Annotated in this window: 18 protein-coding genes; 8 read left to right on the top strand and 10 right to left on the bottom strand. The window is 72.7% G+C overall.

All coding sequences use genetic code 11. The features are described 5' to 3' along the window. Nucleotides 1–586: 586 nt before the first annotated feature. The 3 genes from DVA86_RS31355 to DVA86_RS31345 are packed head-to-tail and all read left to right on the top strand — an operon-like array spanning nucleotide 587 to nucleotide 4278. Nucleotides 587–982 carry a hypothetical protein gene (locus tag DVA86_RS31355; RefSeq protein ID WP_208883382.1) on the top strand — a complete coding sequence of 132 codons (396 nt, stop codon included), beginning with the start codon at nucleotides 587–589 and terminating at the stop codon, nucleotides 980–982. Continuing rightward, complete coding sequence (locus DVA86_RS31350; protein ID WP_208883380.1) at nucleotides 979–3069, top strand: bifunctional polysaccharide deacetylase/glycosyltransferase family 2 protein; 2091 nt, start codon at nucleotides 979–981, stop codon at nucleotides 3067–3069. Before DVA86_RS31355 ends, DVA86_RS31350 begins: the two co-directional genes overlap by 4 nt. Nucleotides 3070–3093: 24 nt before the next feature. Continuing rightward, complete coding sequence (locus DVA86_RS31345; RefSeq protein WP_208883378.1) at nucleotides 3094–4278, top strand: LCP family protein; 1185 nt, start codon at nucleotides 3094–3096, stop codon at nucleotides 4276–4278. Nucleotides 4279–4363: 85 nt separating this feature from the next. Here DVA86_RS31345 and DVA86_RS31340 read toward each other — a convergent pair whose 3' ends face one another. The 5 genes from DVA86_RS31340 to DVA86_RS31320 all read right to left on the bottom strand — a co-directional run bounded on the left by DVA86_RS31340 (nucleotide 4364) and on the right by DVA86_RS31320 (nucleotide 8296). Beyond that, the gene (locus tag DVA86_RS31340) at nucleotides 4364–4762 is read right to left on the bottom strand and encodes a DUF2267 domain-containing protein (RefSeq protein WP_208883377.1); all 399 of its coding nucleotides are present in this window, start codon (nucleotides 4760–4762) and stop codon (nucleotides 4364–4366) included. A gap of 122 nt (nucleotides 4763–4884) precedes the next feature. Continuing rightward, the gene (locus tag DVA86_RS31335) at nucleotides 4885–5541 is read right to left on the bottom strand and encodes an alpha-ketoglutarate-dependent dioxygenase AlkB family protein (RefSeq protein WP_208883375.1); all 657 of its coding nucleotides are present in this window, start codon (nucleotides 5539–5541) and stop codon (nucleotides 4885–4887) included. A 185-nt stretch (nucleotides 5542–5726) separates the two neighbouring features. Next, entirely contained in the window at nucleotides 5727–6317 is a 591-nt protein-coding gene (locus tag DVA86_RS31330) for an SRPBCC family protein (RefSeq protein WP_342776388.1), read from the bottom strand. Between the two features lie 177 nt (nucleotides 6318–6494). Further along, nucleotides 6495–7160, bottom strand: coding sequence for an FMN reductase (locus DVA86_RS31325; protein WP_208883372.1), 666 nt, complete (start codon nucleotides 7158–7160; stop codon nucleotides 6495–6497). 53 nt (nucleotides 7161–7213) lie between these two features. Next, complete coding sequence (locus tag DVA86_RS31320) at nucleotides 7214–8296, bottom strand: LLM class flavin-dependent oxidoreductase (protein WP_208885404.1); 1083 nt, start codon at nucleotides 8294–8296, stop codon at nucleotides 7214–7216. 25 nt (nucleotides 8297–8321) lie between these two features. On the opposite strand from DVA86_RS31320, the gene DVA86_RS31315 reads away from it, so the two are divergent. Further along, a complete protein-coding gene (locus tag DVA86_RS31315) occupies nucleotides 8322–8510 on the top strand; it encodes a hypothetical protein (RefSeq protein WP_208883370.1) in 189 nt (62 codons plus the stop codon). A 132-nt stretch (nucleotides 8511–8642) separates the two neighbouring features. Here the strand turns inward: DVA86_RS31315 and DVA86_RS31310 are convergent, their stop codons facing one another. Further along, nucleotides 8643–9230, bottom strand: a complete 588-nt coding sequence (locus DVA86_RS31310) for a hypothetical protein (protein WP_245997400.1) — start codon at nucleotides 9228–9230, stop codon at nucleotides 8643–8645. Nucleotides 9231–9508: 278 nt separating this feature from the next. Here DVA86_RS31310 and DVA86_RS31305 point away from each other — a divergent pair, with 278 nt between their 5' ends. Then, nucleotides 9509–10711 carry a LysR family transcriptional regulator gene (locus DVA86_RS31305; protein ID WP_245997399.1) on the top strand — a complete coding sequence of 401 codons (1203 nt, stop codon included), beginning with the start codon at nucleotides 9509–9511 and terminating at the stop codon, nucleotides 10709–10711. A gap of 78 nt (nucleotides 10712–10789) precedes the next feature. Here the strand turns inward: DVA86_RS31305 and DVA86_RS31300 are convergent, their stop codons facing one another. The 4 genes from DVA86_RS31300 to DVA86_RS35690 form a co-directional block, all read right to left on the bottom strand. Continuing rightward, nucleotides 10790–13369: an ABC transporter permease gene (locus DVA86_RS31300; RefSeq protein ID WP_208883369.1), complete on the bottom strand. Its 2580-nt coding sequence runs from the start codon at nucleotides 13367–13369 to the stop codon at nucleotides 10790–10792. Continuing rightward, nucleotides 13366–14154, bottom strand: coding sequence for an ABC transporter ATP-binding protein (locus DVA86_RS31295; protein WP_208883367.1), 789 nt, complete (start codon nucleotides 14152–14154; stop codon nucleotides 13366–13368). The genes DVA86_RS31300 and DVA86_RS31295 overlap by 4 nt, the downstream gene beginning before the upstream one ends. 383 nt (nucleotides 14155–14537) lie before the next feature. Beyond that, complete coding sequence (locus tag DVA86_RS31290) at nucleotides 14538–15038, bottom strand: SUKH-3 domain-containing protein (RefSeq protein ID WP_208883365.1); 501 nt, start codon at nucleotides 15036–15038, stop codon at nucleotides 14538–14540. Next, nucleotides 15035–15589 carry a YwqJ-related putative deaminase gene (locus tag DVA86_RS35690; RefSeq protein ID WP_425471009.1) on the bottom strand — a complete coding sequence of 185 codons (555 nt, stop codon included), beginning with the start codon at nucleotides 15587–15589 and terminating at the stop codon, nucleotides 15035–15037. Before DVA86_RS35690 ends, DVA86_RS31290 begins: the two co-directional genes overlap by 4 nt. 367 nt (nucleotides 15590–15956) lie before the next feature. On the opposite strand from DVA86_RS35690, the gene DVA86_RS31280 reads away from it, so the two are divergent. The 3 genes from DVA86_RS31280 (at nucleotide 15957) to DVA86_RS31270 (ending at nucleotide 20575) form a co-directional block, all read left to right on the top strand. Next, the gene (locus tag DVA86_RS31280) at nucleotides 15957–16802 is read left to right on the top strand and encodes a hypothetical protein (RefSeq protein WP_208883363.1); all 846 of its coding nucleotides are present in this window, start codon (nucleotides 15957–15959) and stop codon (nucleotides 16800–16802) included. Nucleotides 16803–16926: 124 nt separating this feature from the next. Then, the gene (locus DVA86_RS31275) at nucleotides 16927–17901 is read left to right on the top strand and encodes an SMI1/KNR4 family protein (RefSeq protein WP_208883361.1); all 975 of its coding nucleotides are present in this window, start codon (nucleotides 16927–16929) and stop codon (nucleotides 17899–17901) included. A 7-nt stretch (nucleotides 17902–17908) separates the two neighbouring features. Beyond that, a complete protein-coding gene (locus DVA86_RS31270) occupies nucleotides 17909–20575 on the top strand; it encodes an SUKH-4 family immunity protein (RefSeq protein ID WP_208883359.1) in 2667 nt (888 codons plus the stop codon). Nucleotides 20576–20895: the final 320 nt, after the last annotated feature.

Here is a 20895-nt window from a genome sequence, read left to right as displayed (position 1 = left end):
GCTACGCGGAGGTGAAGGAACTTGTCGAGGGGTGCGTACGCGATGTACGGACCCGGCTCCGGCCGCCCCACGTCCGGGCCAGCGTCCGCGCGTACGCGATTGGCCTGCGAATTCATGGACCGCGCCGGGCAGTTGCAGCCGGGCACGCGACCGCCGCGGGATCCCCGTCCCGGCGGTTCCTTCGCGCAACTCACGGGAACAGAACGTGGAGTCAGGAGAAAACGCTTTCCCAGGCACTGTCCTCAGTGTCCGGGCAGCGTCTCCCCCGCCGTGCCCGACAGACGCCCGGCGTCAACGTCACGCGGCGGGTCGAGGGGCGAGGGTCGAGTTCAAGCCGAAGGTAACGCGAAGGAACCAAGAACGATCACATGACGTCACAGTTGCGCCGTATCGTCGCCGTGCGGTACTCCCGTCACTCAAGAACTACAGAGCGACACAACCCCCCACAGCCTCCCCCCACAGGAGCACCCGTGTTCAGCGCGACCACCCCCCACACCTCCATACGCGATCACAGCACCACCCGCCGGGCCCGCCCGCGAAGTCTCCCCTCCGGCAGAAGGGACACCGCCCCTGCACCGTGCGCGGCGTGAGCCCGGGCAGGCGGCTCGGTCGCCGCAACCGCCCTGTCTTCATCGAGCGTTCGGGCCGGCGCCGACGGCTCCTCCGGTCCTTCGCGGCCGTTCTCGGCTGCGCATGTGCCGGATATCTGGTCTTCCTCACCCTTGTCTTCCATGCACTGCAGCAGCCCGCGGGCAAGGCACCGCCGAAGATCAGCGAACCGCTGCCGACCAGCAACGCACGCCACGACTCCCGGCTCGACGACAACGACTCGGACCGCGCACGCAACCGCAACGGAACGGAGCGCCCCCAGCGCACGGAGGACCCTGACGGCGCACACACCCCCGACGGCGGGCACGCCCCCACGGGCCCGCCGGAGCACCGCCCCACGGACCGGACCGCCCCGCCGCAAGGCGAGCGGTGAGCCCCCGGCACGCACTGCGGCCACCACCTCGCGGACACTGGGTCCTGCTGTTCCTCGTACTGCCCGTCGTCACGACGGCGCTGCTCTTCGAGGGCTGGACCACCCACGAGGTGGATGCCGCACGCTCCAAACGCCCGTGCACCGAGCCCATCCCGCGGGCGGCTGACGACGGGCGGCCGGTGCTGCGTATCACCGGCGACCGCGTCGAGACCGCGGGCATGCCGCCGCGTACGGCCGCGCTCACGTTCAACGGCGGGCCCGACCCGACGTGGACGCCGCGCCTGCTCGACCTGCTGCGCGAGCACGACGCGCAGGCGACGTTCATGCTCTACGGGGCGCGGGCCGCGCGCCATCCTGAGATCGTCCGCAGGATCAGGGCCGAGGGGCACGAGATCGGCTCGTACACCTACACCGGCGGTGACCTGGGCACCTCGTCCACCGTACGGTCCCGGCTGGAGCTGTCGCTCACGCAGACCGCCCTGGCGGGCGCCGCGGGCGTCAACACCCGCCTGCTGCGGCTGCCGCACACCACCACGGCCGACACGCTGTGCGGCGCCGAGTGGCGGGCCGCCAAGCGCGCGGCCGCGCAGGGCTATCTGCTGGTGGCCTCCGACCACAAGTCCCGAAGACCGTCGGAGGGAGTGATACGGCAGTACAGCCACACCGACCTCGGCTACCGGGAGGCGCGGGCGCTGCTGAACAACCCCCGCGTCGACAAGTTCACGACCGTCACCGCGGGGCTCGGCCGGCCGACGCTCGCCACGTCGGCGCCGCTGGCCGAACGGCTCAAGGGCGAGGGCCTGCTGTGGGCGCAGACGCTCGGGCACGCCTTCACCCGCGCGATGGCCTGGGTGCTCGGGATCGCCGGCGCGCTCGGTGTGCTGCGTCTGGTGCTGCTGGCCCTGTACGCCCGCGCGCACGTGCGCCGCGTCGACCGCCACCGTGCGGGCACGCCGCGGCTGCGTGAGGTCATGGAGCCGGTGACGGTGCTCGTGCCCGCACACAACGAGGAGGCGGGCATCGTCGCCACCGTGCGCTCCCTGCTCGCCTCCCGGTACCCACGGCTCCAGATCGTCGTGGTCGACGACGGCTCCACGGACCGTACGGCCGAACTCGTCGAGGAGCTCGGCGATCGCCGCGTGACGCTCGTACGGCAGCCCAACGGCGGCAAGCCCAGGGCGCTCAACACCGGCCTCGCGCACGCCCGGCACAGCATCGTGGTGATGGTCGACGCAGACACCGTCTTCGAGCCCGACGCCCTCTACCGCCTGGTGCAGCCGCTCGCCCACCCCGCCGTCGGCGCGGTCAGCGGCAACACCAAGGTCGGCAACCGGCGCCATCTGCTGGGGCGCTGGCAGCACCTCGAGTACGTGATCGGCTTCAACCTGGACCGGCGCATGTTCGAGGTCCTGGAGTGCATGCCGACGGTGCCCGGCGCCATCGGGGCGTTCCGGCGCGACGCCCTCATGGGCATCGGCGGCGTCAGCGAGGACACCCTCGCGGAGGACACCGACCTCACGATGGCGCTGTGGCGGGCCGGCTGGCGGGTCGTCTACGAGGAGTCGGCCGTCGCCTGGACCGAAGTGCCCAGCACCCTCCGCCAGTTGTGGCGCCAGCGCTACCGCTGGTGCTACGGCACCCTGCAGTCGATGTGGAAGCACCGCAGGGCCGTGGCGGAGATGGGCCCGGCGGGCCGCTTCGGGCGGCGCGGGCTGACGTATCTGGCGCTGTTCCAGATCCTGTTGCCGCTGATCGCGCCGGTCGTGGACGTCTTCGCGCTGTACGGCGTGTTCTTCCGCGACCCCACCCAGGCGCTGCTCGTGTGGCTGGGCTTCCTCGCCGTGCAGCTGATCACCGCCGGGTACGCGCTGCGCCTCGACGGGGAGCGGCTGCGGGAGCTGTGGACGCTGCCGCTCCAGCTGTTCGTCTACCGGCAGCTGCTCTACCTGGTGGTCATCCAGTCCGTGATCACCGCCCTGCTCGGCACCCGGCTGAAGTGGCACCGCATGCTCCGTGCCGGCACCAGCGACCAGCACCTCAACGGGGGGGACCAGACCAGACGGACGGCGGGGGCGCTGTCCAAGTGACCGGACGCAAGAGGGGAGTCGACCGTGAAGGACCCGTCTGACCAGTGGGTCGTCGACGGCACCCCGCCCACCGGGCAGGGGGAACACCTGCGTACCCACGGCGCGGAGCGCGCGGGTCCCGTGCGGTCCGTGCCGGGAGCGGGCGGACGGCCGGACCCGTACGGGCCGCCGTGGCGCGGCGCGGAGGAGCGCTCCACGCCGCTGCGGCCACCGCCCAGACGCCCCCGCTCGCGCCGGCGCAAACGCCGCCGGCCCGTGCGCCGGCTGCTGCTCGTCCTGCTCGCCGTGCTGCTCGCGACGCCGCTCAGCACGTACGCGTGGGCCGAGACGCGGCTGAACCGCGACGTCGACCTGGGCGCGTACGGCCACCGCCCGCCGCCCGGCGAGGGCACGAACTATCTGATCGTGGGCTCCGACAGCCGCGAGGGGCTGACCCCGGGCCAGCAGAAGGACCTGCACACCGGCGGCGCGTCCGGGCGCCGTACGGACTCGATGATCCTGCTGCACACGGGTGCCTCCGGGACCACGATGGTCAGCCTGCCCCGCGACTCCTGGGTGACGATCCCCTCGTACGTGCGCCCGTCCACCGGCAAGCGCTGGGGCCCCGCGAAGAACAAGCTGAACGCGGCCTTCGCGGACGGCGGGCCCGAACTCCTCGCCCGCACCGTCGAGTACAACACCGGCCTGCGCCTCGACCACTACGCGGAGATCGGCTTCGCCGGGTTCGTGAACATCGTCGACTCCATCGGCGGCGTACGGATGTGCCTGGACCGGGACATCCGGGACGAGAAGTCGGGCGCCGACCTGAAGAAGGGCTGCCAGACGCTCGACGGCACCCAGTCCCTCGCCTTCGTACGCCAGCGCCACCAGGAGGCCGACGGCGACCTCGGGCGGACCCTCAACCAGCAGAAGTTCCTGTCGGCCCTGGCCCACCAGGCCGCCACCGCGGACACCGTGCTCAACCCGGCGACGCTCTACCCCGCGCTGAGCGCGGGCCTCGACACCCTCGTCGTCGACCGCGGCATGGGCCTGCGCGACCTCGTCTCCATGGTCCGCGCGGTCCAGGACGTCAGCGGCGGCAAGGGCAAGCGCATCAACGTGCCGGTGTCGGGGGTCGGCATCCCCACCCCGAAGGGCAGCGCGGTGCGCTGGGACGAGGAGAAGTCACGCCGCCTGTTCGAACGCCTGCGGTACGACCGCCCGGTCTGACGGCCCGCCCGCCGTACGCGCCCCGGCCGACGCTGCGACGCGGCGGCGCGGGGCGCGTACGGGCAGATGCGTACGGGTGGCGCCGTCAGGCGGCGGGGGCGAGTTCGGCGCGGCCGAAGAGGAGCGCGTAGCCGCGCGGGAGGGCGGCAAGGACACGGTCGGCGAGCTCGTCGCCCGCAAGGACGGCGACGGTGGAGAGGACGGTGCTGACGTCCCAGCGCGCGGTCGCCGGGGTGGCGCCTTCGAGGCGTTCCGCGGTGACGTCGACGAACGCGCGCGCCGTCAGCGGCCGGGTGGCGGGGACCTGCGCGGTCAGCAGGGCGGCGGCCTCGTGCGGAAGCCGCCGCGCCAGCTCGCTGCGCTCGTCACCGGTGACGTGGCCGCCGAAGAGTGAGAGGACGGTGCGCAGGACGCGCTCCGCCTCGGCGTCGGTGGTGTACTGCCCCAGCGTGCGGACCTGCTGCACAAGGTCGTTCCACTGCATGGCTGGTATCCCTCTCCCTTTGGTGTTGTGCCGCCGGCTCGTGGCCGGCGGGGTGATGTCCGGTCGTATTCGGTGAACACCCGGCGGCGGCGCGATATGCCTCGGTCGGCGGCGCGACCGCGTCAGGTCAGGCCGGTGACGCGGAGCGTGATGTTCAGCCGCCCGCTCGCCAGCCCCGTCGCCGGGTCTCCGGTGCCGGGCAGCACCTTCGGCACCCCGTGGTAGGCGAAGCGGGACGGGCCGCCGAAGACGAAGAGGTCGCCGGAGGCCAGCTCGACGTCCGTGTACGGCCTGCCGCGGGTCTCGGTGTTGCCGAAGCGGAAGACGCAGGTGTCGCCGATGCTCAGCGACACCACCGGGTCGCCGGTCCGCTCGTCCTTGTCCTGGTGCATGCCCATACGGGCCTGGCCGTCGTAGAAGTTGACCAACGCGGTGTCCGGCGCGTACGTCTCGCCCGCCCGCGGGTCCTCGTACTCGTCGGCGAGCGCCCGCCGCCCCAGGTCACCCAGCCAGCCGGGGAACTCCGCGACGCGGCCGCCGTTCACGTCGTCGGCGGTGCGCGTATAGCGGTACGGCTGCCAGTGCCAGCCCAGGCACACCGTCCGTACGGACATGACGCCGCCGCGCGGCAGCCGCGTGTGCCGGATGGGCACCGGCCCGCCCGCCCACTCGCGGCACGCGCGGACCAGGTGCCGCTGCTCCTCGGCGGACAGCCAGCCCGGCACGTGCACGGCACCCGGCGCGGGCCGCGTGCGCGGGCGCGGGATCAGCGCGTTCATCGGACGGCCCTCCGGCGTCGTACGTGCGCCGCGCGCATCGCGGCACACCCTCCGCTCACCATTGTGCGGGCGGGCGGCACGGCGCTCCGGCGGGATACGGACGCGGGCCCGGGGGCCGGACAAACCCGGCGCGGAGCCGCCTCAGCCCGGCGCGGAGCCGGTCAGCCCGTCAACCCGTCAGCCGCTCAGGCCGCCTCCGGCCCGACGCGGCCCCCCGGCTCCAGCCGTGCGGGCACGCGGTGCACCTCGGTGCGGGCGGCAGGCTGCTCGGCGCGGAGCGGCCGCGGCGTGCCCGGTTCGACGTAGCCGCGCCACGCCGCCGCGGGCTGGTCCGCCGCGGCCGGGTCCAGCGTGTCCCGGAGCCGCTTCAGGTCGACGGGGAGGTCGCGGCGCCAGCCGAGCGTGATGACGGGGAGGAGCAGGAGCATGCCGCCCTGCACCCGTACGTCGACCGTCGCCTCGACCGTGCTGCCGCGCGCCGCCGCCCGTACCCGGAAGGTGTACGCGACGGTCTGCGTGCCCAGCGGTGTCCACATCCGTTCGCCGCGGAACGCGAGCAGCGACGGCGAGCGGTACGCGCAGCACTCCAGATGGTGGAAGCGGTGCCGGCCGGGGAAGCGGTAGCGGTAGCGCGCGCCGAGCCGCGCGGGGACCCGGCGGTCCTCCACCTCGGCCACGCCCGAGTTCCACTCGGGCATGTTGCGCGGATCGGCGAGGTACTCGAACACCTGCGGGACTGCGGTCGACAGAGTCTGAGCCATGGAAAACCTCGGCATCGTGTCACCTCTGGCTCTGGTAACGGTTCCCGGCTGCAGGTAGGCGGTTGCTGCGTCCAGCATGTTCCCCCGAACGCCACACCTCGCCCTGGGCCATCCGTTCGGGTGACCGGCCCGTCCCCCACCCCCGGAATCACGGGCTCCGCGGCGGGTGCGCGGAGCCCGTGCGTGCGGGGCTCACACCCGCAGCGCGGCCAGCTGCTCCTCGAACGGCACGAGCTCGTCCTCCAGCCCGGGCACCTCGGCGTCCGTACGGCCCGGGCCCGCCGTACGGCCCGCCGCCTCCGTACGTTCCGCCGTCCCCGTACGCCGCACCAGCCCGGCCAGCTCCTCGCCCGCGCGCTCGATGCGCTCGGCGAGCCCGCCCGTACGGGCGTCGCCGCCGGAGCCCCAGTCCTCGGAGGCCGCGTACACGGCCGTCGGCACGGTCAGCGCGCGCAGGTACGCGAACAGCGGGCGCAGGGCGTGGTCCAGGACCAGCGAGTGGCGCGCGGTGCCGCCCGTCGCCCCGATGAGCACGGGCTTGCCGATGAGCGCCGTGTTGTCGAGGACGTCGAAGAACGACTTGAACAGCCCGCTGTAGGACCCGGTGAACACGGGCGTCACCGCGATGAGGGCGTCCGCCTCCGCCACGGCGTCCAGTGCCTCGCGCAGCTCCGCGCCGGGGAACCCGGTGACCAAGTTGTGCGCGATGGCCGTGGCCAGGCCGCGGAGTTCGACGGTCCGCACCTCGGTGGCCACGTGCCGGGCGGTCGCCTCCGCGAGCCGGTCGGCGAGCAGGCGCGTGGACGACGGCTCGCTGAGTCCGGCCGTCACCACGACGATCTTCAGCGGCTGTTGCATGGCGGTTTCTCCAAGTCCTGCGTCGGGGGCGGGTGCCGGGGCGGGTACGGCGCTCATGCGGCGGCCGCCGTTCCGCCCGCGGCCGCGGCGTGCACGGGGCCGTCGGGCACGTTCGCGGGGCGGCCGGCGGCGAACTCGCGGCGCAGCACCGGCACGACCTCCTCGCCGAGCATGTCGAGCTGCTCGAGCACGGTCTTCAGCGGCAGTCCGGCGTGGTCCATGAGGAACAGCTGCCGCTGGTAGTCGCCGAAGGACTCGCGGAAGGTCAGGGTCTTGTCGATGACCTCCTGCGGGCTGCCGACGGTGAGGGGCGTCTGCTCGGTGAACTCCTCCAGCGACGGCCCGTGCCCGTACACGGGCGCATTGTCGAAGTACGGGCGGAACTCCCGTACGGCGTCCTGCGAGTTGCGCCGCATGAACACCTGCCCGCCGAGCCCGACGACGGCCTGCTCCGGGTCGCCGTGGCCGTAGTGCGCGTACCGGTCGCGGTAGAGCCGGATGAGCCGGATGAAGTGGTCGCGCGGCCAGAAGATGTTGTTCGCGAAGAAGCCGTCGCCGTAGTACGCGGCCTGCTCGGCGATCTCCGGGCTGCGGATCGAGCCGTGCCAGACGAACGGCGGCACGCCGTCCAGCGGCCGCGGCGTGGACGTGAACCCTTGCAGCGGCGTACGGAAGCGGCCCTCCCAGTCCACCGACTCCTCGCGCCACAGCCGGTGCAGCAGCGCGTAGTTCTCTATGGCCAGCGGGATGCCCTGGCGGATGTCCTGGCCGAACCAGGGGTAGACGGGGCCGGTGTTGCCGCGGCCCATCATCAGGTCGGCCCGGCCGTCGGCCAGGTGCTGGAGCATCGCGAAGTCCTCGGCGATCTTGACCGGGTCGTTGGTCGTGATCAGCGTCGTGGAGGTGGACAGCAGCAGCCGCTCGGTGCGCGCGGCGATGTGGCCGAGCATGGTCGTCGGCGAGGACGGCACGAAGGGCGGGTTGTGGTGCTCACCGGTCGCGAACACGTCGAGGCCGACCTCCTCGGCCTTCAGCGCGATCGCCACCATCGCCTTGATCCGCTCGTGCTCCGACGGCGCGCGGCCGGTGGTGGGGTCGGTGGTGACGTCGCCGACGGTGAAGATCCCGAACTGCACTGTGCTCACCTGCTCCAAGTTGTTGATGCTTCAACTACCCGCCCGAACGACGCGCACCGCTCCCCTATTCCCCGACCCGGAGAGGGAGAGCGCGAACGGGCAGGACGGCGGTGCGGCGGCGGCCGCGGTGCGGTTCCTCCCCGTACGCGACCCGCAGACCACCGACGCCATCGTGGCCGAATCGGGCCGTGCCCGGCCCGACGCGCTCCTCTGACGGGCGGCGGGCCCGCCCAGTTCCCGCTCACCGCCGGCCCCCCCGCCCCCCCCGCCGGTTCCGCCCAGGACCCGCCGCCTCCCGTCCCGGCCCTGCCCCCCGTGCCCCCCGTGCTCCCCCGTACGCGCCGGGTCAGCGCGCGTTCTTGAGCGCCCGCCCGTACCGGTGGGTGCCGGGGAGCCAGCAGCACACCAGGGCGGCCAGGCCGCAGAGGAGCGCCACGTAGCTGAGGGCCGTGACCGACGCCGGCTCGTAGTCGCCGACGATCAGCACATGCGGAAACAGCGCGACGAGACTGGTCAGCGTGATCAGTACGCGCGCCCAGACGGCGCCCTTGCGCGCCAGCAGCGTGAATACCAGCAGCAGTACGGCGAAGAAGACGACGATCATCGCGCGTGCCGCAAGGGTGTCCGCGCGGTCACTGACCAGCTCGTCCCAGAACATGCCCCCACCGCCTTCGATATTCCCCGCGTTCATTCCGGCGGGGAGTCCGAGGACGTCGGGGTGCTCGTTGATGACGTCCTCCACGTTAGTCTCGGCGAGGCTCTTGCCGCCGACGAGGACGATCACCGCGCCGATCAGTCCGGCCAGTGCCGAGAGCGCGCCGGTCAGCAGCAACACGGTGAGCGCGCCGGGGCGTCGGGGCGTGACCACGGGCTGGTCCGGGGTGAGCGGGTAAGGGCTGCCGTACTGCCCGGGGGCAGCCTGCGGGTAGGTCACGTACGTTCTCCTCGCGGATGGAATGTGCCGGGGCGCGCGGCGCCCGGACATGCCGGAGCGGCCGACCCGTACGGGCCTGCGCGGCGAACCGGCGAATGCGTTCGACCATTCCATGCGCGTCTTCCGGGCATCCAGTCTTTTCCGGAAGAAACCCCTAGATAATTTCGGCTGTCCGGAAGGACAGTTTCCGCGGCGCTATGCTGCGAGGCCGAGATTTCATAATGATGTCCGGGGAATGCCCACGGAAACCTGTCAAGCGGAGAGCAAACAGATTCGGAATGTCGGCACCAGACCCGGTGGCGTACCCCACCGCCCTGCTGGACACCACCATGGACCAGCTGCGCACCCTGCTGGCCGTGTACGACACGGGCACCGCGCTCAGCGCCGCGCGCCTGCTCGGACGCGAACAGTCCAGCGTCCAGAAGCAGTTGGACACCCTCAACCGCAACCTCGGATCCCTCTACGGCGAGCCGCTCGTCCTCAAGCGCGGCCGCGGCCGGAACGTACGCTTCACCGGCACCGGCGAGGCGCTCGTCGAGCTGGCCCGCAGCACACTCAACGACTGGCTGGACGGCATGCACGCCAACCACCACCGGCTGGCCCGCACCCTGTCCATCGGCTCCACCCGCTACACCCTCGGCTACCTGCTGAACGCCGTCGAGCTGGTCAACGACGGTTTCGAACAGGACGGTGTCGAGCTGAAGATGTCCCACGTGCGCACCGGCGACCTGCTGGACCGGCTGCGCTCCGGCGAACTCGACCTGGCCTGCGGCAGCGTGCTCACCACGGAGGACGACGAGGACGACCGGCTCGCCGACTTCGAGGTGCTGGAGTGGCGGCGCAGCGGGCTGTCCCTGGTGACCAATCTGGACGGGCCGCAGCTGCCCGGCAGCCGCCTCGGGGTCACCGAACTCCCCAAGGTGCCGCTGGTGGTGTCGTCGCGCGGGCTCATCTCCGGCTTTCTGAAGGGGTGGTTCGGCGACGAGTACCGCCGCACGCTCAACGTCGCCGCCGAGATAGACGCCGTGCACTACGGCTTCGACCTGCTGCGCTCGGGCGCCGTACGCGGCTGCATGCTGGTCACCGAGGGCATCGGCGAGGCCGTCGCGGAGGGCTGGCTGCCGGAGGCATCGGGGCTGCGTACGGCGGAGCTGGTCGACGACAGCGCGCGGCGCTCCCGCGTACTGGTCGGCGTCTTCGCCCGGCGCGGCGAACGGGTGCGGCACGGGCCGGACCATCCGCTGTCGCAGCTGTGGGACGCGCTGGCCCGGGTGGACTCCAGCTGGCGCGCGGAGATGGGCGAGCCGAGCCCGCCGCCCCGCTGCGGGGTGGAACAGCCGACGGCGGATGCACGGCACCCGCAGGACCGGCAGCACGCCGATGACGCCGCTGACGCGCATGACGCCGATGACGCCGATGACGCCGATGACGCCGAACGCGAGCTACGACCCCGGCGCGCCGCCAGCGCACCGGGGTCGTAGGGACTGCCGGTCACCCGGCCGCCAACCGCCACGTTCCCCTCTGTCACACGTGGCGATCGCGTCTCTCACACCGCCCGGTCACTCCGTGGCGATGGCGTTCAGGACGTTCATCCGGCCCGCTCGGAACGCCGGGACCAGCGCCGCCACCAGGCCGACGACCGCGGAGCCGAAGAACACCATGATGATCGTCGGCCACGGGATCTCCAGCACCTTCAGGCCCTCCAGCGCCAGCAGCTTCTGCGCCGTGGCGCCCCAGCCCATGCCCAGGCCGAGGCCGAGGAGCGCGCCGAACAGCGCGATGACCACCGACTCCAGCCGGATCATCCGGCGCAGCTGCCGCCGCGACAGGCCGATCGCCCGCATGAGACCTATCTCCCGGGTGCGTTCGACAACGGACAGGGCCAGCGTGTTCACGACGCCGAGGATGGCCACGATGATCGCGAGGGCCAGCAGTCCGTAGACCATGTTGAGCATCTGCCCGACCTGGTCCTGGAGGTTCTGCTTGAAGTCCGCCTGGTCCCGCACCTTGTACTGCGGGTACGGCTTCAGCTCGGCCTTCAGCGCCGCGTACGCCGCCTCCTCCTGGCCCTCCTTCGCCTTGCCGAACATCATCTGGTTCAGCGGCATCCTGTCCTTCGGCACGTAGCGCTCCGCCGTGGCCAGGCTCATGAAGAGCGCGCCGCTCTCCAGGGACGTGTCGCTCGTGGTGATGGCGCGGACCGCTATCTGCCCCGTGCGGCCGTCCTTGAAGTCGACGGTCAGCTTGTCGCCGAGCCCGAGCTTGTACTTCTTGGCGAAGTCCTCGTTGACGGACATGGCGTTCGCGCCGTACGCGTCGGAGAGCGTGCCGGCCACGGTCTCCACCCGCAGGTCCTCGGCGTACGTGGGAGAGGCCGCCGTGACGTCCTTCGCGTCGGTCTTCCGGCCGTCGGCGGTGCGCAGTTCGGCGTCGACCAGCTTGTAGTCGCTGACGTGCTCCAGACTCGGCGTCTTGCGCATCTTCTCCGCGGCGGCCGGGGTGATCGGCTGGCCGGTGTCGGACTGGATGATGTAGTCCGCGCCGACCGACTTGTCGAGCTCCTCCGTGGCCGAGGCGACCATCGAGGAGCCGACCACCGACAGGCAGGCCACCAGCGCCAGCCCGATCATCAGCGCCGCGCCCGTGGCGCCCGTACGGCGCGGGTTCCGCAGCGCGTTGCGCTCGGCGAGGCGGCCCACGGAGCCGAACATCCTCAGCACGACCACGCTCAGCACCCGCACCACGACGCCCGCCAGCAGCGGGCCGATCACGACGAACCCGAGCAGGCTGAGCAGCACGCCCAGGCCCAGCATCATCGAACCGGACGCCGCCTTGTCGGCCTGCGACGCCGCGTACAGCGCCGCCAGCCCGCCGCCGGTGAGCAGCAGGCCCAGCACGGCCCGTACGGCGCCCGCGCGGCCGTCGGCCGGCGTGCCCGCGTCCCGCAGCGCCGCCATCGGCGACACCTTGCCGGCGCGGCGTGCCGGCAGGTACGCGGCGAGGACGGTGACGACGATGCCGAGCACCAGACCGAGTACGGGCGTGAAGGGCTTCACCGTCAGCTCGGACGTGCTCAGGTTCATCCCCATGGAGCCCATCAGCTCCATCAGCCCGACGGCGAGCCCGACGCCCGCGCCGACTCCCAGCACCGAGCCGAGGACGCCGAGCAGCAGCGCCTCGAACAGCACCGAGCGGTTCACCTGCTTGCGGCTGGACCCCAGCGCCCGCATCAGGCCGATCTCCCGGGTGCGCTGCGCGACCAGCATCGAGAAGGTGTTCACGATCAGGAAGATGCCGACGAGGAACGCGATCCCGGCGAAGCCGAGCATGGCGTACTTCATGACGTCCAGGAACGAGCCGACCTCCTGCTGGTTCGCGTCGGCCGCCTCCTGCTGCGTCTCGTACGTGAAGTTGCCGGCGCCGAGCGCGCCCGAGACGTTCCGCTTCAACTCCTTGTCCGGCACGCCGCCTTCGGCGGTCACGGCGACGTTCGTGAACTTCCCGGAGTCGCCCAGCAGGAACTTCTGGGCGGTGCCGGTGTCGAAGTACACGATCGCGGCACCGGGGTTGGTGACCTCGAACGTGGCTATCCCGGAGATCTTCGCCGTACGGTCGCCGGTCGCCGCTATGGTGCGCAGCTCGTCGCCCAGCTTCAGGCCGTGCTTGTCGGCGGTGTCGGCGTCGACCATGATCTCGGTCGGCCCGCGCGGCGCGTGCCCGGAGGTGATCTGCATGGACCGGCGGTCGTTGCTGGTCCAGTTGCCGGCTATGGTCGGGGCGCCCGTCGAGGAGCCCATGTTCTTGTCGTCCTTGTCGACGACGGTCACGCTCATGCTGGACACGACGCCCTCGGCGGCCTTCACGCCCTCCGCCTGCTTCACCTTGTCGAGCGTGCCGGCGGGCAGCGAGGCGGGCTTGCCGCTCTTCGGCTGCTCCTGCTCGTCCTTCGCGCCCTTCGGGGACACCGTGACATCCGCGGAGGTCGCCGAGAACAGCTTGTCGAACGTCGAGTTCATGGTGTCCGTGAACACCAGCGTGCCGCAGACGAACGCCACCGACAGCAGCACGGCTATAGCGCTGAGGACCATGCGGCCCTTGTGCGCCGCGAAGTTGCGCAGGGAGGTCTTGAGGACGGTCACGACACCCTCCCGAAGGTGTCGAAGTGCTTCATCCGGTCCAGCACGGCCTCGGCCGACGGGCGGAACATCTCGTCCACGATCCGGCCGTCCGCCAGATACAGCACCCGGTCCGCGTACGAGGCGGCCACCGGGTCGTGCGTCACCATCACCATTGTCTGGCCCAGCTCGTCGACCGAGCGGCGCAGGAAGCTCAGCACCTCGGCGCCGGCCCGCGAGTCCAGGTTCCCGGTCGGCTCGTCACCGAAGATGATCTCCGGCCGTGCGGCGAGGGCACGGGCGACGGCGACCCGCTGCTGCTGGCCGCCGGACAGCTCGGTCGGGCGGTGCTTGAGCCGCTCCCCGAGCCCGACGGTCTCGACGACCCGGCCCAGCCACTCCCGGTCGACCTTGCGGCCGGCGATGTCCATCGGCAGCGTGATGTTCTCGACGGCGTTGAGCGTGGGCAGCAGGTTGAACGCCTGGAAGATGAAGCCGATCCGGTCTCTTCGCAGCCGGGTCAGCTTCTTGTCCTTGAGCGAGGTGATCTCCTGGTCGCCGACCCAGATCTGCCCGCTGGACACCGAGTCGAGCCCCGCCAGGCAGTGCATCAGCGTCGACTTGCCGGAACCGGACGGCCCCATGATCGCGGTGAAGGCGCCGGCGGCGATGTCGACGTCCACCCGGTCGAGCGCGACGACGCGGGTCTCCCCCGAGCCGTACGCCTTCACGACCTGCCGCCCCGCGGCGGCCACGGCCGTACGACCTCCACTGCCCCCGGTCCTGGGATGCGCTACAGCCGTTGTCACAGTCCTTACTCCTCACAGATGTCCACGAGAGGCGTCTCCCGTATGCAATGAGCTTGCTGGAGGGGAAAGCTGACCGCGATGGGGCTCATCGCCGTATCGGAGCGGGGGTTTACCCCACCTCCAGCGTCCGGTGATCCGTATACGCCGAGGCTATGGAGCCGGGGACGGCCCGCTCGTCGTGCGCGCGGACGAACCGGCGCCTGGGAAACCTGGGTGACGACCCTTAGGGGGCGGAGGACCCCGCGAGGGGGCGCGTCGGGGTTACGCGTGCGTACGGGTGCGGGGCCCGGGCTCGTACGGGTGCGGACTCGGTACGTGGGCAGGCCGCGCCCGTCGTAGGGGGCGGCCGCGTACGGGCGGGGCGGCGTACGGGAGTTGCGGCGCTACGGGACCGTGAGCCGGGCCGGGCGCAGGCCGCCCACCAGGGTGCCGAGGGCGGCGTCGATGCCGGGGCCGAGGTACCAGTCGCCGGTGTGGTCGAGGCCGTAGACCCGGCCCTCCGTGTCGATGGCGAGCAGCGCCGTGTCGTCGGCCTCCGCGCCCAGCGGGGCGATCTCCGTGTCCAGGGCGCGGCCGAGGTCGGACAGGGTGCGGGCGGCGTGCAGGCCCCGCAGCGGATCGACGCGCAGCGCCGTCGGCGCCAGCTCCTGGCCTGGGCCGGCGGGTGCGATGTCCAGGCCGCCGAACTCCGCCCAGACCTCGACGGCGGCGGGGAAGACGGCGTGCACGTGGCCGCCGGGCGAGGCGTACGCGCGCAGGGCGTCCGCCCACTCCTCCGCCTGCCGCATGTCCCAACGGCCGGGCCACCAGCCCGCGGTGCGCAGCGCGGCGTCCACGGAGACTGGGAAGCGGGTGGCGGACGCGCGCTCGTACGGGAGGGTCAACGGACCTCCTCCGGGCCCGGGGCGACGGCTCGTACGCCGAAGTGGTCGAGCAGGGTCGCGCAGGAGCGGCAGGGCGGCGCGTAACTGCCGTGCAGCGGGTCGCCGTCCTCGCGGATACGGCGGGCGGTCAGCTTGGCGTGCTTGAGCGCGCGCTTCGCCTCGCTGTGGCTCAGGGGCTTGCGCGCGGCGCGCCGGCTTTTGCGCGACTCCTCGGTGGAGGTGAGGAATCGGGAGAGGAGGACGGCTTCGGGGCAGCGGCCGTCGTGGCGCTCGCGCAGGCCGGTGCCGAGGGTGTCCAGGAAGTCCCGTACGAGCGGGTGGAGTTCGGCCGGCTGGTCGCCCTTGCTGCCGGTGCAGGTGAGCTTGGCGCCGCGTACGGAGAGGACGGCGGCCACCGCGGGGAGGATACCGTCGCGGCGGTGCCGCAGGACGGGCGCGGCGGGGGCGCCGCCGGGGACACCGCCGGCGGCGGATGCGGGAGCGTCCGGCGGGGGAACGGCCCCGGCGGGAACGTTCGGTACGAGACCGTCCGCCGCGGAAACGTCCGCCACCGGACGATCCGGCACGGGAACGTTCAGTACGGGAACGCCCGGCTCGGCCCGTCCCGCCGGACGGCCCGCGGCCGGACGTTCCGTGGCCGGATGGTCCGCAACGGGACGATCCGCTGCGGACCGTTCCGCCACGGGGTGCTCCGCCGGGAACCACAGCAGGCCGAGCCGCGGATCTCCCGCTCCGGCCTGGCCGTTCATCCCGGTCGAACGGTGTTGTGCGATGTGCATGGTCGTGCTTCCTCCCCGAGATCTCCATGTGTGGAGATCCGAGCCAAGTATGCAGGGGGACGCGTCAAGGGGCTGGCGGGTTCCGTTCCGCCCCACCAGCATCAGCGGTACGACCAACCCTCATGGCAGGAGTTCCGAGATGCACAGCACGACCTTGCGCCGTGCGGTGACGGCCGCGGCGGCCGTCACCGCTCTGGCCCTCACATCCGCCGCGTGCAGTGACGGCGGTGGCGACGACGGCGGCAGCGGCGGCGGCAAGGGCAAGTCCTCCGGCGGCTCCGGCGGCTCCGACGGCGTAGAAAGCGGCGGCAAGGAGGACGGTGGCAGCGGCGGCGGGGACGACAACGGCGGCTCGGGCAGTACGGGCGGCACGGACGGCGGCGGGAACGGCGGCGCGGGCACCCCGCCGCTGACCAAGGCGCAGCTGGAGAAGGCCCTCCTCAAGACCGGCGACGTCAAGGGCTACAAGGCGCAGCGGAACACCAAGGACGCCCTACCGGCACAGAACACCATGGAGTCGGACAAATCGGAGTGCGAGGCGATCACCGACGCCGTCGACTCGAAGCCGAAGTACGCCCGTACCGCGTACACCGCCGGAGTCCTGATGAAGGGCGACTTCAACACCGGCAGCGTGATCCAGCAGGTGCTGCTCGCCGCGTACGAGAAGGGCGACGCCGCCAAGTGGCTCGGCGAGCTGGAGCGAGCACTCGACGGCTGCCGCCAGTTCCAGGGGAAGGCGGGCACGGGCGAGGAGGCCCAGCTGGAGATCGAGCCGGGGAAGCAGATCGGGGTCGGTGACGACTCGGTGCAGTTCACGATGAAGGATGCGAAAGGGAAGGACTCCCCGACGGTCTTCACGATCGTGCGGGCGGGGAACAACACCGCCACGTTCATGTCGATCGGCGTCTCCGGCGACCCGGTGCCGATAGGCAAGCCCGTCGTCGTCAAGCAGCACGAGAAGCTGACGGCGGCGGGCGGCTCGTAACGGCTCGCGACCCGGATCCGTACGGTGGCGCGGCCCGCGCCGGTGATCACCTGCGGCGATGACTGCCCGTTGCCCTAGCGCATAGTCTGTCCGTGACAGCCAGATGCAGCAGGGGGCTAACGCCATGACGACAGGTCGGCTCGGGCAGCACGCCGCGCCACCGAACACGGCCTACGCCGGGCAGGCCGTGAACTTCCCGGACCCGGTCCGGGCCGCTCGGCACCCCCGAGGGGTGCGGGTGGACGAACACGGTTTCCCGGTGTTCTCGCCGTACGCGTGTGCTGCCGCCGAGATCGCGGAGCCCCCCGAGGGCTTCGGCGTCGACGAGCTGCGGCTTACGGACTTTGTGTCCGCGAACGCCGCGCTGCACGCCTCTGGCCATGAGTTGTGGTCCGGACTGCCGTCCGTGGCCACGCCGCACGGCTGGACCTGGCACCACGTCGCGCACTCGCGGCGGATGGAGCTGGTCCCCGTCGAGATCAAGGCGCTGCTGCGGCACCACGGCGGGCTGGCGACGGCCTCGGTGGACCACGGCAAGCGCGGCACCCGGCCGCTGCAGGAGACCAGACCGGCGCATTTCACCCTGCCCCGGGAGGTGGCGGTCAGCGAGGCGCAGGTGGTCGAGATCGAGGAGAAGCTGGGGTACCGGCTGCCGGCGGCGTACCGCTCGTTCCTGAAGGCGGCGGGCGGCAGCGCGCCGCGCGGCGTCGCGCTCGACGCCGAGCTGGGGCTGCTGGTGGACCAGCCGTTCTTCACGGTCCGCGGCGAGCCGGCGGTGGACGACCTCGTCTACATCAACAAGTGCCTCCGGGATCATCTGTCCAAGGACTATCTGAGCGTCGCGTTCGTCCAGGGCGGGATCATCGCCGTAAAGGTGCGGGGCGACCGGATCGGCACGGTCTGGTTCTGCGCGTACGACGACGCGCGCGACCGGGACGGCATGCCCGTACAGGAACGGCTGGACGCCCTGCTGCTGCCCTGCGGCGCCGACTTCGACGACTTCCTGCTGCGGCTCGCGGGCAATCCCCCCGAGCTCGAGACCGTGGCGAACCTGATGGTGGACGGCGGCTTCGCACGCGCCGTCCCGGTGGAGGGGTGAGGGCGCGATGGTGACCTTCGCACAGGCACAGGAGCGCGCGGAGCGCTGGATCAACGCGGACGTCCCCGTGTACCAGCAACGCGAAGTGCGCGTGCAGGAGTTCGGGCTGGGCTACGTCGCCTGGTCCGAGGACCGCGACAACGGCCCGGTGTCGGACGGCGCCCGCAGCCGGCTGGTCATCGCCCGCGACAGCGGCGACACGACGCTGTGGCCGGGCCTGCCGGTGGACGAGGTGATCCGGCGCTACGAGCAGGAGTACGGCGCCGACGCCGGCGAGCAGCCGCGCCCCGCGGCGCCGCAGCAGCGGCTGGACCTGGAGGCGACCTCGTTCCTGCTGACGCCGCCGGAGTGGCTGCAGCAGGCGGCGGACCAGATGGGCGTACCGGACAACAGGCCGGGCCGGCACGCGGCACCGTCGTCCTCGCCCTCCGCTCCCTCGCCGCCTTCCTCCTCCCCTTCGCCCGCACCGGCGCCCGCCGCCGCGGCACCGGGCGCGAACCCGTGGGACGCGACCGACACGAGCAGTACGGACGCGGGGGCGGCGCAGCAGCCGCCCGTCACCGTGTTCGCGCCGCCGATAAGCGGCAGTGATGACGACGACACGCCTCCGCCGCCGAGTTCGGAGGCGAAGACCGCGCTGCTGCCGGAGGGCAGCGCGCTGCCGAAGACGGCCGTGTCCCCGGCGATAAACGAGCCGGCCGCCGGACAGCCCGCGGCACCGGCCGCGCAGCCCCAGGCGCCGGGGGCGCCGGCCGCGCCGGGCCAGCCGCAGACACCGCCGCCGGGCGTACAGCCGCAGGCACCCCAGGCGCCCCAGGCGCCCCAGGCGCCGCAGGCACCGCAGGCACCGCAGGCACCGCAGGCACCGGGGCAGCCCCCGGGCCAGCCGCCCGCGCAGCCGCCGGGCGGCTCCGGCGGAGGCGGCGTCCACCACGCCGCGACCATGCTTGCCGACCCCTCGCAGGGCGGCCCCGGCACACCCGGCAGCACTCCGCCGCCGCCCTCGGCACCCGGCGCCCCGGCCGCACCGGGCGCCCCCGGCACACCCGGCGCCAATGACATCGCCGACGCCGACACCAGCCGCGCCCAGCGCGGTTCCATGCCCCAGCGCCCGTCCCGGCCGTCCCGCGGCAGCGGCCCGACCGTGCCCCCGCCTCCGGGCGCCCCCGGCACGCCGGGCGCACGCCCCGGTACGGGCCAGGGCCCGGGCGCCCCGGGCACGCCCGCCGGCGGGTACGTGCCGACGCAGATGGTCCCGGCCGACGAACTGGCCTCACAGGGCGGTTCCGGCGGCGACTCGGGCGGCGGCAGCGGAAGCGGCGGTTCGGACGGCGGCGGCGTGCACCACGCCGCGACGATGCTCGCCGGCCCCTCACAGGGCGGCCCCGGCACACCCGGCAGCACCCCGCCGCCGCCCTCGGCACCCGGCGCCCCGGCCGCACCGGGCGCCCCCGGCACACCCGGTGGCTCGGACGGCGGCGGCGTCCACCACGCCGCGACGATGCTCGCCGGCCCCTCGCAGGGCGGCCCCGGCAGCGCACCGCCTCCGCCCGCGCCGCCGCCCGGCGCACCCGGCATGCCCCCGGGCGCCGCGCCAGGCGCACCCGGAGCGCCCCCGCCCGGAGCGCCGGCGCCCGGAGCGCCCGGCGGCCCGCCCCCCTCGTACGGCTATCCGCCCCCCGGCGGCCAGCCGGCCGTCGGCCCGGGCTACATGGCGGTCCTCCGCTACCGCGCCCCCGACGGCTCGGAGCAGCAGCTCATCCGCCGTTCGGCGCCCGGCACCCCGCACCCGGAGTGGCAGATCCTGCACGAGCTGCGCGGCATGAACATCCCGCCGCAGCAGGTGCTCGAGCTCCACACCGAGCTGGAGTCCTGCGATCTGCCGGGCGGTTACTGCGCGCGCATGATCCGCGAGACGTGGCCGCAGGTACGGGTGAGCCACACCGCCGCGTACGGCCGCGACCACGCGTCCCGGCAGCAGGGCATGCGGCATCTCGTCGAGCACCAGGGCGAGTTGCACCAGGTGGCCGACGCGCCGCCGCGGCACGCCCCGAACCGGGTGCCGCTGCCGCCGCCGCACCAGCTCCAGCCCGCGCCGCCGATCCCGCCGGACGCGATCGGGCAGGAGCTGCTGCAGTCGTTCGGGCCGCAGGGCGTCTTCCGCTTCGACCAGCGCGCCGTGTCCCGGCAGGGCGTGCCGGACATCGTCGGGCAGGTACTGGTCTGGGCGGGCGTCCCGGTCGACTTCGGACCGTTCTTCTGGGGCCAGGCGCAGCACGGCCGCCCGGTGCCCACCATGGCCGAACTCGCCCAGGAGCGCGGCGTCCAGCCCGCCTCGGACGCCGGCTCGTATCTGGTGATGGGGAACGACTTCGGGCGGCAGATCTGCGTGCAGTACGGCACGGCGCACATCGTCGCCGTACCGCTGGAGGCGGGCCCGGGCGGGCAGCCGGCGGCGCCGCAGTTCGTCAACACCGGGCTGCCGGAGTTCGTACGGTGCCTCGCGCTGCTCGGCCGGATGTGGCGGCTGCGGTTCGGGCTGACGCCCGATCAGGCGGGGCGCTGGACCGTCGACTTCCAGACGCAGCTGGCGATGCTGGACGGCGCCGCGCTGTCCTCGCCGGAGAACTGGTGGTCGGTGCTGCTCGAGCAGATGTGGGACGGGTTGTTCTAGCCGTACGGAAAGCTTGCGGAACGGGTCATTCCGGGGCCCGGGATTCACCCACACGGGTGGCCTCTGGCACCGGTGTACTGACGCGTGCGCGCGCCCCGCACGCCCCCGCCCCGGCGTGCTGAACACCAGGTCAGAGCGGTAGGGTCGGGGCCGCGACGGCGCGCTCGCGGGCGGGTCGCGCGCGGGGTTTTTGATCAGTTGCGAGGGGATGTGGCGATTACGGCCGCGCGGCACACATGACGCATCCTGGAACGCGGGACCGGGCGGACTGCCGCGTTTTGACCGCACCCCCGCTGCCAAGGATGAAGTGCCACCTGTCG

The sequence above is a fragment of the Streptomyces armeniacus genome (genome assembly GCF_003355155.1).
GTDB classification, from domain to species: Bacteria; Actinomycetota; Actinomycetes; order Streptomycetales; family Streptomycetaceae; genus Streptomyces; species Streptomyces armeniacus.
The sequence above is the reverse complement of the archived record's forward strand: the minus strand, read 5'-3'. Positions and strand labels throughout refer to the sequence as shown.